Below are 13,621 nucleotides of genomic sequence, written 5' to 3' on the forward strand. Positions count from 1 at the left end.
GCGGTCGGACACCAAACGGCGAACGCGGGCCGTGGTTCGTTTCCAGCCGATGAGAACGTTCAGTGCTATTGACATCCCCTCGGTGAGTACCCTCACTCATGAACTTCGACGAATTCACCGGCGAAGTACAGCATCGACTCGAAATGCCCGGGACGGGAGAGACGGTGCGGGCGATCCGAGCGACGCTCATGACGCTCGGGCAACGGATTCCCGAGGGAAACGCGGAGGACCTCGCCGCCTCGCTCCCCCTCGAGATCAAGTGGTACCTGACGGGCGCAGTCCACAACCACGGCCAGCGTTTCGACTGGCAGGAGTTCGTCGAGCGGGTGAGCGAGATCGAGCACGCGGACCCGGCCGACGCGGCATATCACGCCCGGGTCATCATGGACGTCGTTGAGTCACAAGTCCCCGAATCGGACTTCTCTCAGCTCCGGGATATGCTTCCCGAAAGCCAAGACGCCGAAAACTGGGGGAGCCTCTTCGAGGTCGTCGACGAGGAGAACTGAGCCGAGCCGGCGCCCTTTTCGTCGACCCGCGGAGCACCGGGACGCGTTCGCGCCCCGCTCTCGCTGATCGGGAGCGTTCGCGCGGTGGGATGACGGAGCGGACGAACGTGCCTGCCTGGAAAGCAGGTGGCCGGGAGGCCTCGTGGGTTCGAATCCCACTCCCACCGTACGCACGCGGCCGCTCGGATCCGATCCGTCGCGTTTTTGCCCGCGCGACCGGTAGTGAACCCACTCGATGGCGACGTATCACATCGAAACGTACGGCTGTAGTTCCAACCGGGGCGAGAGCCGGGAGATCGAGCGGGCGCTGCGCGACGGCGGCCACCGCCCGGCCGACGGTCCCGAAGACGCGGATGTCGCCATCCTCAACACCTGTACGGTCGTCGAGAAGACGGAGCGGAACATGCTCCGGCGCGCCGAGGAGCTGGAAGACGTGACCGCCGAGCTCGTCGTCACCGGCTGCATGGCGCTCGCACAGGGCGAGATGTTCGAGGAGGCCGATATCGACGCCGAGATCCTCCACTGGGACGAGGTCCCCTCGTACGTGCTCAACGGCGAGTGCCCGACGGTCACCCCCGACGCCGAGCCCGTCTTGGACGGCGTCGTCGGCATCCTCCCCATCGCGCGCGGCTGTATGAGCAACTGCTCGTACTGTATCACGAAGTTCGCGACCGGGCGGGTCGACTCCCCCTCGGTCGAGGAGAACGTCGAGAAGGCCCGCGCGCTGGTCCACGCCGGCGCCAAGGAGATCCGGGTGACCGGACAGGACACGGGCGTCTACGGCTGGGATAACGGCGACCGGAAGCTCCCGGAGCTGCTCGACCGGATCTGCGACATCGACGGCGACTTTCGGGTGCGGCTCGGGATGGCCAACCCAGGCGGGATCCACGGGATCCACGAGGAGCTGGCGGACGTGTTCGCGGACAACGAGGAGCTGTACGACTTCATCCACGCGCCCGTCCAGTCCGGCTCCGACGAGGTCCTCGAGGAGATGCGCCGCCAGCACCGCGTCGAGAAGTTCCGGGCGGTCGTCGAGACCTTCGACGACCGGCTCGACCACTGGACGCTCTCGACCGACTTCATCGTCGGCTTCCCGACCGAGACCGAGGCCGACCACGAGCGATCGATGGACCTGCTCGCCGAGGTCCGCCCGGAGAAGATCAACGTCACGCGCTTCTCGAAGCGCCCCGGCACCGACGCCGCAGAGATGAAGGGGCTCGGCGGGACCGTCAAGAAGGAGCGCTCGAAGGCGATGTCCGAGCTGAAGATGGAGGTCGTCGGCGAGGCGTACGAGTCGATGGTCGGCGAGACCTTCGAGGTGCTCGTCGTCGAGGAGGGGACCGGCGACTCCGTGAAGTGCCGCGACGGCGCCTACCGACAGATCATCGTCCAGAAGGCGACCGAGTGCGGCGTCGACGTGGGCGACTTCTTAGAGGTCGAAGTGACCGGCCACAACACCGTCTACGCGTTCGGCGACCCGGTCGACGGGGGCGGTGACGGTGAGGGCGACCCCGTCGAGGGCGACGACCCCGCGGAGTCGGTCACCTCGTCGGCGTAGGGGTCGCGGTCGGCCGTCGTCGGCTGGCACCTACTCGTACTGTTCCTCCAGGTACTCGACGATGTCGTCGCTCTCGTACATCGTCACGCCGCGGTCGGTGTCGACGAGATACGGGATCTGATCGTCCCCGGCGGTGGTAAGCTCCTCGTGGGTGACCTCGTTGGTCACGTCGCCGCCCTCGTCGCCCGGCAGACGAGGGTTGTGTGCGACGTAGGAGACGCCGAGCTCCGAGAGCGTCTCCCGGACCTTCGCGGAGTGCGGACAGCCTTCCGACTGGTAGAGTTCGAGCATGGCAACGGTCGATCGTAGACGACGACCCGTCTAAAGCGCTCCCGTCGCTCCCGGTCGCTGACGATCCGGCGTCCCGCTCCCTAGGGCTCCTCGTAGATCAGCTCGACCTCGTCGGCGAAGCGGTCCAAGATGTTGCGCCGCTTCTTCTTCATCGTCGGCGTGAGGAGGTCGTTCTCCTCGGTGAACTCCTCCTCGACGAGCCGGAACTGCTTGATCCGCTCGTACGACTCGAACTCCTCGTTGACGCGATCGACTTCCGCCTGAAACCGCTCGCGGACCCGGTCGTCCCGGCAGATCCCCCCGTGATCGTCGGGGAGGTCGATGCCGCGCGTGTCGGCCCACGCCGCCACCTTCTCGAAGTTCGGGACGATCAGCGCGGAGACGAACTTCCGGCCGTCGCCGAGCACGACGCACTGCTCGACGAACTCGTTGGCGGCGAACCGGTCTTCGATCGGGCCCGGCGCGACGTTCTTCCCGGTCGAGAGCACGAGCAGCTGCTTCGCGCGCTCGCGGAAGGCGATGTACCCGTCCGGCCGGAGTTGGACGATGTCGCCGGTTCGGAACCAGGGCTCGTCCGGGTCGCCGTCGCGCGCTTCGGGGGGCGTGCCGGCGACGACGGCCTCGTCCGGGAGCCGGTCCGGCTCGGTAAAGGCCTCCGCGGTCGCGTCCGGACGGTTCCAGTAGCCGGCGGTCACCTGCGGGCCGCGCACGAGCAGTTCGCCGGCGTCGCCCGCGAGGTCCGCGACCTCCTCGCCGACGACCTCGCCGTCGATCGCGACCTCGGTGTCGACGACCGGGGGACCGATGGTACCGACCTTCGGCTCCTCCGGGGGGTTGACGCTGATAACCGGGGAGGTCTCCGTGAGCCCGTACCCCTCCAGGATGGGGAGGTCCATCGCGTGGTACAGCGCGCACAGCTCCGCCGACAGCGACCCGCCGCCCGAGATGAAGAAGTCGACGTTGCCGCCGATCGCCTCCCGGACCGACGAGAACACCAGCTTGTCGGCGACCGCGCGCTTGGCGTCGAGTACGGCGCCCGGGTCGTCGGCCTCGTGGTGGGCCTGCCCCACGCCGACCGCCCACTCGAAGATGCGCTCTTTCACCGGCGACTCGCTCGCCTGCTCGCGGATCGCGTCGTACAGCTTCTCGTAGACGCGCGGGACGCTCGTGATCGTCGTCGGCCGTACGAGATCGAAGTCCTCGCGCAGGGTGTCGGGACTCTCGGCGTAGCCGACCGTCGCGCCCGCCGCGAACATCATGTAGTGGCCGGCGAGCCGCTCGAAGACGTGTGCGAGGGGGAGGAAAGAGAGCGTCGTCGACTCGGCGCTGATCCCGGGCACGTCGCCGTCGCGGTCCGGGCGGTCCGCGAACCGCCGGTAACACTGATTGACGTTCGCTCGGAAGTTCGCGTGCGTGAGCCGGACGCCCTTCGGTTGGCCCGTCGTCCCGGAGGTGTAGATGAGGCTCGCGAGGTCCCCCACGTCGACCGCGTCGATCCACGACTGGTACGTGCCCTCGTCGAACGCCTCGTCGCCGAGCGCGTGGACCTCGCCGAGGGCGTACACGTCGTCGGTGGAGAGCCCGGCGTCGTCGCCGTCACCTCCCGAGTCCGCGCCGAGTTCCGCGTCGAGGTCGGCCGTGTCCACGTCGTCGAACGTCACGACCGCGTCGAGCCCGTGTTCGAGGTCGGCGGCGACCCCAAGCACCTCGTCGAGCAGCTCGCGGTTCTCCGCGACCACGACGGTCGCGCCCGGGTCCTCGATCAGGTACCGGACCTGGTTCGGCGAAGAGGAGGCGTACACGGTCGTGACCGTCGCGCCCGCGGCCAGCGCCGCGAAGTCGGTCTGGGCCCACTCCACCCGGGTCTGCGCGTAGAGAGCCACGCGGGTGTCGCCGTCGACGCCGAGTTCGCGGAACCCGGCCGCGAGCCGCCGGACGATCGCCCGCATCTCGGCGTAGGTCACGTCGGCGTACTCGCCCTCGGAGGCGGGAGGAAGCACTCCGCTCGAAACCAACGAGCGGTCGTATATCCCGCCCTTGTACCGCTGGGCGAGCCGGTCCGCGTTGCGCTCGGCGGACCGCTCGAACATGCGCGGGAGCGTCTCTCGGGCGACGACGTCGTCCGCGAACTCCCGCTCCGCGTCTCGCCAGTTCATACCACGAACTGCCGCCCGAACAGTATAAACGATCGGGTAGTTTTGAGTTCAATCGGGGACGCCGCCAAGCGAGGGTTTAATTCCGGGAGCGCGCCAGTGGCAGTCGTGGACCCCGATCGGATCCCCGCCGAGTTCCCCGCCCCGAGCTTCCGGGGGGCACAAGAGCGGGCGCTCGCGGACATCCGCGACGCGTTCGCCGCCGGCAAGGACGTGGTGTTGGTGCGCGCGCCGACCGGCAGCGGCAAGTCCCTCCTCGCGCGGGCGATCATGGGCGCGTCCGCCACCGTCGAGGAGACGGCCCCGAGCGAGGCGACCGGCGCCTACTACACGACCCCGCAGGTGTCGCAGATCGACGACGTGGAGGCCGACGGCCTGCTCGACGACCTGGCGGTCATCCGGGGCAAATCGAACTACGACTGTATCCTCCCCGGCGAGCACGACACGCCGGTCAACCGCGCGCCATGCGTCCGCCAGCAGGGGTTCGACTGCTCCGTGAAACACCGGTGTCCGTACTTCTCCGACCGCGCCATCGCCTCCGGGAACCGCTACGCCGCATTGACGTTAGCGTACTTCATGCGGACCGCCGGCTCCGAGGTCTTCCGGAAGCGCGACGTCGTCGTGATCGACGAGGCCCACGGGCTCGCGGAGTGGGCGGAGATGTACGCGACCATCGAGCTCTCGCCCGACCGCGTCCCGGTGTGGGACGAGGTCGGCGTCCCCGACGTGGCTGGCGACGCCGGCCCCGAGGAGGACGCGCTCGACCGCACCGCGCGGTTCGCCGCGTCGCTCCGCGACACCGCCAAACGGGCGAAAGACGAGCTGACCGGCCGACCCGAGCTCGACCGCGAGGAGGTCGCGCGCCGGGACCGCCTGCAGGAGCTCATCTCCGAGCTCGGCTGGTTCTTAGAGGACTACCGCGACCCGGAGTCGCCGACGACGTGGGTCGTCGATCAGCCCGACGGCGAGGGGTCGTCGCTCGCGATCAAACCCCTGGATCCGGCCCGCTACCTCCGACACACCGTGTGGGACCGCGGGAACAAGTTCGCGCTGCTGTCCGCCACCATCCTCTCGAAGGAGGCGTTCTGTCGGGGGGTCGGTCTCGACCCCGCGAACGTCGCCCTCGTCGACGTCGAGCACACGTTCCCGCTCTCGAACCGGTCCCTCTACGACGTGACGCAGGGATCGATGACCTACGAACACCGCGACGAGACGGTGCCGAAGATCGCCCGCCTGATCGTTCGGCTGATGGCCGAACACCCCGACGAGAAGGGGCTGATCCACGCGCACTCGTACGACATCGCCGGGAGACTCACCGAGAAGCTCGGGGAGTTCGGCGTCGCCGCGCGGGTCCGGCGACACGACCGCGCGAACCGGGACGCGGAGCTGGCGGCGTGGAAGGCGAGCGACGACCCGGAGGTGTTCGTCTCGGTGAAGATGGAGGAGGCGCTCGACCTGAAGGGCGATCTCTGTCGGTGGCAGGTGGTGTGTAAGGCGCCGTACCGCAACACCAACGACTCCCGGGTCGCTCGCCGGCTCGCCGACGACCAGTGGGCGTGGTACCACCGGACCGCGCTCCGGACCGTGATTCAGGCGTGCGGGCGGGTCGTCCGCGCGCCCGACGACTACGGCGCGACGTACCTCGCCGACGACTCGCTTCTGGACCTCTTCGACCGCGCGAAGGCCGACACGCCGCCCTGGTTTCGCGATCAGATCGACGCGATGACGACGCCGACGTTACCCGACTTCGATCCCACGGCGGCGCTCGCCGGGATCGACGCCGAGCCGACCGGTCCGTCGCGGGCGGCCCGTCGCGGAGGGACGACTCTCGGTGGGGGCTCGGGCGGGACTGAGAGATCCGGCGCTCGCGGAGGCGGCGGCTCGCGAGCGGGCGGGTCAAGCGAGTCCAGCGGGACCGATGCGTCTGGCGAGTCGAACGGCGGAGACGAGACGACGCGAACGCGCTCGGAGGCGGACGCGGACCGCCGGGATGACCACCCGCTCTCCGACGTCTGGGGCGACGGCTAGGAGTTACCGACCGAGGGGGAGTGCCGACGCGACCCCGCCCGTCTGACGGTCCCACTCAGGATTTATAGGAACGAGACGCCCCACGCCACCATGGAACTGACCATGAGGAACGCGAAGAACAGCGCGAACAGCTGTTGTCTGTCCATACGTCGGCTACGGCCGTAGAACGTGATAACTCCTGCGGGCGCGAGTCGACGGTCGGTCGACGCCGATCGGCCGCCGCTCACCGATCGAGCTCCCATCCGGAACACATTATACGCCCCCGGGCTGATCAACTGTCAATATATATCGTATAAGGTGTATCAAGAACCTCAATCAATTAGTAACCTTCATAAACCATCACGCTGCTAGGATAAGTATGGCAACGAAGGGGCTGTCGACCGCGCTGACGCTGTACGGTGCGCGAACGCTGACACTCTCTCAGGCCGCCGCGCAGGCCGGCCTCAGCGAGGCGGAGTTCGTCGAGCAGTTGGAGCGACGGGGCATCGAGGTGACCGACTCGGAGCGCGCCGCCGCGCTCGGAGAGGAGCGGACCGCCCGCGCCGACTGATCGGAAGCGACCGAACGACGGCGACACGCGAGGCCGCGAATTTCGGTCTATCGGGCCGTTGAGATCCCCTTCTACAGATGTCTTCTCGTCCGGAACGGCAGATCGCTGAAACGGTGCTTCTCGATCGATGGCGGGAATGCGTTGATCAAGACGATCGTTCGGTTGTGTATAGGTGATCGGCAGTGATCCGATCCGGCGGTGACAACTCCAAAGCCCCGGTCGCGAGGGCTCACGGCACCGCAGTCAGTTTATAAATAGTCGGCGCTGTCGCTCACACCTATTTAAATCGGTGAGCGACGCCGACGAACTACTCCTCGGGAACGAGGTGGACCTCGCCGCCGTGCTCGAAGGCGAGGACCGAGTCGGCGTCGCCGTCGACGAAGTCGGGGTTCGGTACCGTCTTCGCCTCGTAGGTGACCGGGTCGAGCACCTGGATCGCGTTCTCGTCTTCCACCGTCACCACCGTCGTCTCCGCGGCGTCGTCCCGGGTCCCGAGCCGGGCCGCGTCCGGGGCCGCCGCCTCCTCGAACTCGGAGGTGTACTCCGCGCCCGTGGCGAGGCGGACGCCGCGGAGCCGGCCGGCGACGCTCGTGACGAGCACGGGGCCGTCGCCGTCCTCGGGGTCGATTACCTCTCCCTCCGCGTAGCGCGGGAGGCGGACCGCGAACGTCACCCGGTACACCTCGTTGCCGTCGCCGTCCTCGGTGACGAGCGTCGGGTACGACTCGAAGCTCCCGCCGAGCGACTCCGTGATCCGCGTCGCGACGTTCTGCGCGAGCCGGTTCGAGGAGAGCTTGATGTCCGGGCCGTCGTCGGTCTCTTTGACCTCCGTGATGAACGCCTCGCGGTCGCCGTCTGCCTCCTGGTCGGCGACGTACGTCTCGGCGATGTCGAGCGCCTCGGCGCGCTCCGCGGGCGTCAACTCGCGCTCGTCCGCGCGCACCTGCACGATCCCGGCGTAGTATCCGCCGGCGATCCGGCCGCAGCGGTCGCAGGTCCCCCGCGAGATTTTGACCGGGACCGTGACCTCCGCGGAGCGGAGGGTCCCGCGGACGACCCCGGAGAAGCGGCAGTGCATCCGGACGTTGTTCTCGTCGACCTGCTCGGGCTCGACGCCCCACTCGACCTCCTCGGCGTCGACGTGGACGCCGAGCGCCTCCGCGACCTCGTCGACGGCGACGTCGGTGTAGTCGCGCGCGCCCACGTCCCGCCACGACTCGCCGCGGCGGACCGCGCCGCAGCCGGAACAGACCAACACCTCGATTCGGTCGGGCGCGTCGACCAGCTCGAAGTCCTCGAAGTAGCAGTCGTCACACAGCAGCGCGTCCCGCCCCCCGGGGTCGCCGGGAAGCGGCTCGCGCCGCTCCGGGACGGCGTCGCCACACCGGGGACAGAACTCCCGCGACTCGCTCATTACCGGTGGCTACGCCGAGGAGGCGTTTAAGCGGCGCGGACCGGCCTCGATCGGGGCCACCGGAGTCACTTCGGGACCCGATCCCTCCGAAATCGTTTTTCGCGCGGACCGAGAACGGGTGCGTATGAGCGAGAATCCCGACGACGAACGGATCGAAGAGCTGCGAGAGAAGAAGATGGAAGAGCTCCGCGAGCGCAAACAGGGCGGCGGCACCGACGCCGAGGCCCAACAGCAGGCGCAGGAACGCGCCGAGGCCCAGCAGGAGGCCGTGCTCAAGCAGTACCTCACGGACGGCGCGCGCCAGCGGCTCAACGCGGTCGCGATGTCGAAACCGGAGTTCGGCGAGAAGGTGAAACAGCAGGTCGCGGCGCTCGCGCAGAGCGGGCGGATCCAGGGGCAGATCGACGAAGACCAGATGCGCGACCTCCTGAAGGAACTCCAGCCCGACCAGCAGAGCTTCGACATCCAGCGGCGATAGATGGAGCTCGCGCTGCTGTACAGCGGGGGGAAGGACTCCTCGCTCGCGGCCCACCTGCTCGACCGGTTCTACGACGTGCGCTGCGTCACCGGCAGCTTCGGCCTCACCGACGACTGGAAACACGCCGAGCGCGCGGCCGCGGAGCTGGGCTTCCCCTTCGAGCGCGTCGAACTCGACCGCGAGGTCGCCGAGGAGGCGGCCCGGACGATGATAGACGACGGGTACCCGCGAAACGGGATCCAGCGCGTCCACGAACACGCGTTAGAGACGATCGCGAGCCGCGAGGTCGACGCGATCGCCGACGGCACGCGCCGCGACGACCGCGTCCCCACGGTGTCGCGCGCGCAGGCGCAGAGCCTGGAGGACCGCCACGGCATCGACTACATCTCCCCGCTCTCCGGGTTCGGCCGCCACGCCGTCGACCGGCTCGTCGAAGAGACGTTCGACGTCCAGCAGGGACCGAGCGAGGAGGTCCCCAAGGCCGACTACGAGGACGAACTCCGAACGCTCATCGGCGACGAACACGGCGAGGAGACCGTCGGCGAGGTGTTCCCGGACCACGACCAGACGTACGTGCACGGTCGGAACGACTGAGCGATCCGCACGCCGCCCACGGGACCGCCGAGTTCTCGTCGGCCCGGGATCGCCGGAACCGCTTTCCTCCCCGCGCTCGTAGCCTCGAGTATGTCAAGTGAACGAGTCGTCGAGCTGCTCCGAGAGGCCTACGCCGACGAGATCGAGACCGTGATGAACTACCAGACGAACGCCATCGTCCTCGACGGCGTCCGCGCCGAGGAGATCAAAGAGAGCCTCAAACAGGACGTGCAAGAGGAGCTCGGACACGCCGAACAGCTGGGACAGCGGCTCAAACAGCTCGACGCACGGCCGCCGGGATCGGCCGAGTTCACGGCCACGCAAGACTCCCTGCAGCCGCCCGAGGACTCGACCGACGTACTGGCGGTCATCAACGGCGTGCTCGACGCCGAGGAGGGCGCGATCGCGACGTACCGGGATCTGATCGACGCCGCCGAGGACGCGGACGACCCGGTCACCGAAGATCTCGCCGTGACGCTCCTCTCCGACGAGGAGGCCCACCGGACCGAGTTCCGCGGGTTCCAGAAGGAGTACCAGCGCGACTAGACGAGGCGAGCCGCATCTCGTCGGGCAGGTCGCCAGGCGTCGGCGACCGCGCCCCCGCCCCGAAAGGATGCTTTCAAGCGGGCGCTCGCCGAACCGACGTGCATGTACGACGGCCTCAAGGGATTCCGCGACTTCTACCCCGGCGAGCAGTCGGCCCGCCGCGAGGTGACCGACGCGATCGAGGACGCCGCGAGCCGCTACGGCTTCCGCGAGATCGCCACCCCCGCGTTGGAGCGGACGGAGATGTACGTCGACAAGTCGGGCGAGGAGATCGTCGAGGAGCTGTACGCCTTCGACGACAAGGGCGGCCGCGGCGTTTCGATGACGCCGGAGCTCACGCCGACCGTCGCTCGGATGGTCGTCGCGAAGGGGCAGGAGCTCTCGAAGCCGATCAAGTGGGTCTCAACCCGCCCGTTCTGGCGCTACGAGCAGGTCCAACAGGGTCGGTTCCGCGAGTTCTACCAGACGAACATCGACGTGTTCGGCTCCTCGGCGCCCGAGGCCGACGCCGAGGTGCTGGCGGTCGCCGCCGACGCGCTCACGGGCCTGGGGCTCACCGGCGACGACTTCGAGTTCCGCGTCTCCCACCGCGACATCCTCGGCGGCCTCGTCCGGGCGCTCGCCGACGACCCCGACGCGGTCGACGCGAAGGCCGCGATCCGCGCGGTCGACAAGCGCGCGAAGGTCGACGACGGCGAGTACCTCGGGCTCCTCTCGGACGCGGGGCTCGACCGCGCGACCGCCCGCGAGTTCGACGACCTCATCACGGGCGTCGACGCCCCCGAGGACCTCGACGCGGTCGCCGAGGCCGGCGGCGGGGACGTCGAGGCCGCCGTCGAGAACCTCCGGAACGTGCTCGCCGCGGCCGACGACTTCGGCGCGGGCGACTTCTGTGAGGTGTCGCTGACGACCGCCCGCGGGCTCGACTACTACACCGGCGTCGTCTTCGAGTGCTTCGACTCCACCGGCGAGGTGTCCCGCTCCGTCTTCGGCGGCGGGCGCTACGACGACCTCATCGAGAGCTTCGGCGGCCAGCCCACCCCCGCGGTCGGGGTCGCGCCCGGCCACGCCACGCTCAAGCTCCTCTGTCAGCGCGCCGGCGTCTGGCCCGACGAGGAGTTGACGACCGACTACTACGTGCTCAGCGTGGGCGACACGCGGAGCGAGGCGGCCGACCTCGCCCGCGATCTCCGCGCGCTCGGCGACGACGTGGTCGTCGAGGGGGACGTCTCCGACCGGTCGTTCGGCGCGCAGCTCGGCTACGCCGACTCGATCAACGCCGAGACGGTCGTCGTCGTCGGCGAGCGCGACCTAGAGAACGGCGAGTACACGGTGAAAGACATGGAGAGCGGCGACGAGACGACCGTGCCGGTCGAGGAGTTCCCGCCCGAGGAGGGGCTGCCGACGTACGAGGACTACGAGTAGCGCTCCGGCGCGCCCGTCACCGATCGCCGCTTCGCGGCTCGGTCCCTCAACGCTTTTTAAGCATGCGCCTGGACCGTGGAAACGATGATCCCGCTCGCGACAGCGATGCCCCCCGGAGAGATCGGTCTTCGCGTGGCGGCCGGCGTCGCCCTCATCCTGATCAACGCGTACTTCGTGGCGATCGAGTTCGGCCTGACCCGCCTGCGTCAGTACCCCGAATCGGAGATTGACACCCCCGGACTGCGGCGCGCGTGGGAGATGACGGACGACCTGGAGTTCTACCTCACGACCTGTCAGGTGTGGATCTCCGGGACGAGCATCGCGCTCGGCATCGTCGCGGAGCCGGGACTCGCCGCGCTGTTCGCGCCGGTCTTCGAGAACACGGCGTTCGCGTCGGCGGGCGCGGGCTCGCTTTTGGGCTTTTTCATCATCAACATGGTCCACCTCACCCACGGCGAGCAGACCCCGACGTACCTCGGCGTCGAGCGCTCGAAGCAGGTCGCCGAGTACGGCGCCCGGCCGCTGTACTGGTTCGCGTGGCTCATCTCGCCGCTGATCAAGGTCGGCGACTGGGTCGCGAAGGGCACCCTCAGGCTGTTCGGCGTCGAGATGACCGGGTCGTGGACGGAGACCGAGAGCGAGGTCTTGGAGACGCGCGCGGAGCTCCGCAACCGCCTCGGGTCGATGATGGAGGAGGTCGAGCTCCCCGAGGAGCGGCGCGAGGAGGTGCTCAACGCGCTCGCCATCGACGAGGTCGACGTGACCGAGATCATGACGCCCGTCGACGAGATCGTCTCGCTGTCGACGACCGCGTCGGTGGCCGAGAACCTCGACCGCATCCGCGACACGCCGCACAGCCGCTTCCCGCTCGTGGGCGAGGACCCGACCAGCTTCGAGGGGATCGTGTACGGCCCCTCGATCGTCTCCAACTTCGAGGCCCTGCAGCGAGGCGACGTGAGCTTCGCGGAGATCGCGGCCCCGCCGATGACGATCTCGGCCGACGCCAACGCGAGCGACGCGTACGACCGGTTCCAAGCGGAGAATCAGGAGCTCGCGCTCGTGCTCCGGGACGGCGAAGTCGTGGGGCTCCTCACCGCGACCGACGCGCTGGAGGCGGTGATGGGACAGCTCGAGGACCCGCTCGACGAGGGGGATGTATAAGCAGGGGGAACTGACCGACGCGAGGGCGTTACGTGTATCGGTTCCAGTAGTCGATCGACCGATACAGGAGGAACAGGACGGCGTTGAGCAGCCCCGCCAGTGCGACGAGCGCTCCGATTTGCGGACCGAGCGTGTTAAAGAGGCTCCCTGGACCGCCGATCTCGCTCACGCCGTAGGTGAAAAGCGCCGCGATAACGCCCCAAACGAGCAGTATCGCGGCGATACGAGCGCCGTCGGCGATGTATTCCGATATCGGGTGTGTCGATGGGATGGAGGGCGGTGTAGGCACGGTCCCCCGTTTTCCCAACCGTTTATTAAAATCCTCGATATGTGACCTATTCGTCTCGACTGCTTCGATCTGATCGAACGTGGAGAGAATCCCGTGTGACACCCACTCCCGTATTCACCACGTCCGCTGACACATAGCAGTACGACGGGGTATCAACGGGGCGATCATCGACGGGAGCGGGACGTGCCCACTCAGTTAAACGCCTCCCGCAGGAACACGATCGCCCCGCCGAGCATCGCGAGGTTCCCGAAGAACGCGAGCCGCTCGCCGCTTCTGTCCTCCTCGTCGGCGTTCCAGAAGTCGTGCATCGTCGCCGTCACGACCGTCAGGAAGGCGACGGCGGCGCCGGTCGCGACCCGCGGGAGCCGCCAGAGCGCGATGCCGATCCCGGCGGTGGCCATCATCCCGGACGCGAACGGGGCCGCGAGCTCGGGCGCGGGCACCCCCGCCGACTCCGCGTACTCGATCGTGTCCTCCATGTCGCGGAAGTCCTCGGAGGCCTGCGCCGCGAGGCCGATTCCGAGCAGGACGCGGCCGATCCGCGACGGGGCTCCCCGGTTCCGTTCCGTCTCCTCCGTGGCTTCGTCGTTGCTCATGGGTCGGACAACGATAGCATCCCTCATAAAGA

At 68.4% G+C, this 13,621-nt stretch carries 14 protein-coding genes and 1 tRNA gene; 10 read left to right on the forward strand and 5 right to left on the reverse strand.

Annotated elements, in window-relative coordinates; translation table 11 throughout:
* Nucleotides 1–98: 98 nt before the first annotated feature.
* The 3 genes from FGL94_RS05830 to FGL94_RS05840 all read left to right on the forward strand — a co-directional run bounded on the left by FGL94_RS05830 (nt 99) and on the right by FGL94_RS05840 (nt 2,064).
* Entirely contained in the window at nt 99–506 is a 408-nt protein-coding gene (locus FGL94_RS05830) for a DUF2267 domain-containing protein (protein WP_144922050.1), read from the forward strand.
* 83 nt (nt 507–589) lie between these two features.
* Nucleotides 590–673, forward strand: a tRNA-Ser gene (locus FGL94_RS05835).
* Between the two features lie 68 nt (nt 674–741).
* Nucleotides 742–2,064, forward strand: a complete 1,323-nt coding sequence (locus FGL94_RS05840; RefSeq protein ID WP_144922053.1) for a tRNA (N(6)-L-threonylcarbamoyladenosine(37)-C(2))-methylthiotransferase — start codon at nt 742–744, stop codon at nt 2,062–2,064.
* A gap of 30 nt (nt 2,065–2,094) precedes the next feature.
* Here the strand turns inward: FGL94_RS05840 and FGL94_RS05845 are convergent, their stop codons facing one another.
* Both FGL94_RS05845 and FGL94_RS05850 read right to left on the reverse strand, forming a co-directional pair.
* The gene (locus FGL94_RS05845) at nt 2,095–2,355 is read right to left on the reverse strand and encodes a glutathione S-transferase N-terminal domain-containing protein (RefSeq protein WP_144922055.1); all 261 of its coding nucleotides are present in this window, start codon (nt 2,353–2,355) and stop codon (nt 2,095–2,097) included.
* Nucleotides 2,356–2,435: 80 nt separating this feature from the next.
* Nucleotides 2,436–4,511 carry an AMP-dependent synthetase/ligase gene (locus FGL94_RS05850; RefSeq protein ID WP_144922058.1) on the reverse strand — a complete coding sequence of 692 codons (2,076 nt, stop codon included), beginning with the start codon at nt 4,509–4,511 and terminating at the stop codon, nt 2,436–2,438.
* A 105-nt stretch (nt 4,512–4,616) separates the two neighbouring features.
* Between FGL94_RS05850 and FGL94_RS05855 the strand changes: the two genes are divergently transcribed.
* Together FGL94_RS05855 and FGL94_RS05865 are read left to right on the forward strand one after the other, a co-directional pair.
* Nucleotides 4,617–6,536, forward strand: a complete 1,920-nt coding sequence (locus FGL94_RS05855) for a helicase C-terminal domain-containing protein (RefSeq protein ID WP_144922060.1) — start codon at nt 4,617–4,619, stop codon at nt 6,534–6,536.
* A gap of 358 nt (nt 6,537–6,894) precedes the next feature.
* Nucleotides 6,895–7,086 carry a UPF0175 family protein gene (locus FGL94_RS05865; protein ID WP_144922064.1) on the forward strand — a complete coding sequence of 64 codons (192 nt, stop codon included), beginning with the start codon at nt 6,895–6,897 and terminating at the stop codon, nt 7,084–7,086.
* Nucleotides 7,087–7,393: 307 nt separating this feature from the next.
* Here FGL94_RS05865 and FGL94_RS05870 read toward each other — a convergent pair whose 3' ends face one another.
* Nucleotides 7,394–8,500 carry a 60S ribosomal export protein NMD3 gene (locus tag FGL94_RS05870; RefSeq protein WP_144922067.1) on the reverse strand — a complete coding sequence of 369 codons (1,107 nt, stop codon included), beginning with the start codon at nt 8,498–8,500 and terminating at the stop codon, nt 7,394–7,396.
* A gap of 124 nt (nt 8,501–8,624) precedes the next feature.
* Between FGL94_RS05870 and FGL94_RS05875 the strand changes: the two genes are divergently transcribed.
* From FGL94_RS05875 to FGL94_RS05895, 5 genes are all read left to right on the forward strand, one after another.
* A complete protein-coding gene (locus FGL94_RS05875; RefSeq protein WP_144922069.1) occupies nt 8,625–8,978 on the forward strand; it encodes a DNA-binding protein in 354 nt (117 codons plus the stop codon).
* Nucleotides 8,979–9,572, forward strand: a complete 594-nt coding sequence (locus FGL94_RS05880; protein ID WP_144922072.1) for a DUF7411 family protein — start codon at nt 8,979–8,981, stop codon at nt 9,570–9,572.
* Nucleotides 9,573–9,662: 90 nt separating this feature from the next.
* Nucleotides 9,663–10,118 carry a DUF892 family protein gene (locus FGL94_RS05885; protein ID WP_144922074.1) on the forward strand — a complete coding sequence of 152 codons (456 nt, stop codon included), beginning with the start codon at nt 9,663–9,665 and terminating at the stop codon, nt 10,116–10,118.
* Between the two features lie 102 nt (nt 10,119–10,220).
* Nucleotides 10,221–11,543, forward strand: coding sequence for a histidine--tRNA ligase (gene hisS / locus FGL94_RS05890; RefSeq protein ID WP_144922076.1), 1,323 nt, complete (start codon nt 10,221–10,223; stop codon nt 11,541–11,543).
* Nucleotides 11,544–11,627: 84 nt separating this feature from the next.
* Nucleotides 11,628–12,704, forward strand: a complete 1,077-nt coding sequence (locus FGL94_RS05895) for a CNNM domain-containing protein (protein WP_144922079.1) — start codon at nt 11,628–11,630, stop codon at nt 12,702–12,704.
* A gap of 28 nt (nt 12,705–12,732) precedes the next feature.
* On the opposite strand, the gene FGL94_RS05900 is transcribed toward FGL94_RS05895, so the two are convergent.
* Both FGL94_RS05900 and FGL94_RS05905 read right to left on the reverse strand, forming a co-directional pair.
* Nucleotides 12,733–12,993, reverse strand: coding sequence for a hypothetical protein (locus FGL94_RS05900; RefSeq protein ID WP_144922081.1), 261 nt, complete (start codon nt 12,991–12,993; stop codon nt 12,733–12,735).
* 191 nt (nt 12,994–13,184) lie between these two features.
* Nucleotides 13,185–13,589: a DoxX family protein gene (locus FGL94_RS05905; protein WP_144922084.1), complete on the reverse strand. Its 405-nt coding sequence runs from the start codon at nt 13,587–13,589 to the stop codon at nt 13,185–13,187.
* Nucleotides 13,590–13,621: the final 32 nt, after the last annotated feature.

Origin of the sequence: Halorubrum salsamenti (genome assembly GCF_007671685.1) — an archaeon.
Lineage (GTDB): Archaea > Halobacteriota > Halobacteria > Halobacteriales > Haloferacaceae > Halorubrum > Halorubrum salsamenti.

Excerpts from the sequence above, each read along its gene's own strand:
- FGL94_RS05830 (WP_144922050.1), top strand. The coding sequence starts at position 99 with ATGAACTTCGACGAATTCACCGGCGAAGTACAGCATCGACTCGAAATG.
- FGL94_RS05850 (WP_144922058.1), bottom strand. The coding sequence starts at position 4,511 with ATGAACTGGCGAGACGCGGAGCGGGAGTTCGCGGACGACGTCGTCGCC.
- FGL94_RS05870 (WP_144922067.1), bottom strand. The coding sequence starts at position 8,500 with ATGAGCGAGTCGCGGGAGTTCTGTCCCCGGTGTGGCGACGCCGTCCCG.
- FGL94_RS05840 (WP_144922053.1), top strand. The coding sequence starts at position 742 with ATGGCGACGTATCACATCGAAACGTACGGCTGTAGTTCCAACCGGGGC.
- FGL94_RS05895 (WP_144922079.1), top strand. The coding sequence starts at position 11,628 with ATGATCCCGCTCGCGACAGCGATGCCCCCCGGAGAGATCGGTCTTCGC.
- FGL94_RS05885 (WP_144922074.1), top strand. The coding sequence starts at position 9,663 with ATGTCAAGTGAACGAGTCGTCGAGCTGCTCCGAGAGGCCTACGCCGAC.
- FGL94_RS05880 (WP_144922072.1), top strand. The coding sequence starts at position 8,979 with ATGGAGCTCGCGCTGCTGTACAGCGGGGGGAAGGACTCCTCGCTCGCG.
- FGL94_RS05905 (WP_144922084.1), bottom strand. The coding sequence starts at position 13,589 with ATGAGCAACGACGAAGCCACGGAGGAGACGGAACGGAACCGGGGAGCC.
- FGL94_RS05845 (WP_144922055.1), bottom strand. The coding sequence starts at position 2,355 with ATGCTCGAACTCTACCAGTCGGAAGGCTGTCCGCACTCCGCGAAGGTC.
- FGL94_RS05865 (WP_144922064.1), top strand. The coding sequence starts at position 6,895 with ATGGCAACGAAGGGGCTGTCGACCGCGCTGACGCTGTACGGTGCGCGA.
- hisS (WP_144922076.1), top strand. The coding sequence starts at position 10,221 with ATGTACGACGGCCTCAAGGGATTCCGCGACTTCTACCCCGGCGAGCAG.
- FGL94_RS05875 (WP_144922069.1), top strand. The coding sequence starts at position 8,625 with ATGAGCGAGAATCCCGACGACGAACGGATCGAAGAGCTGCGAGAGAAG.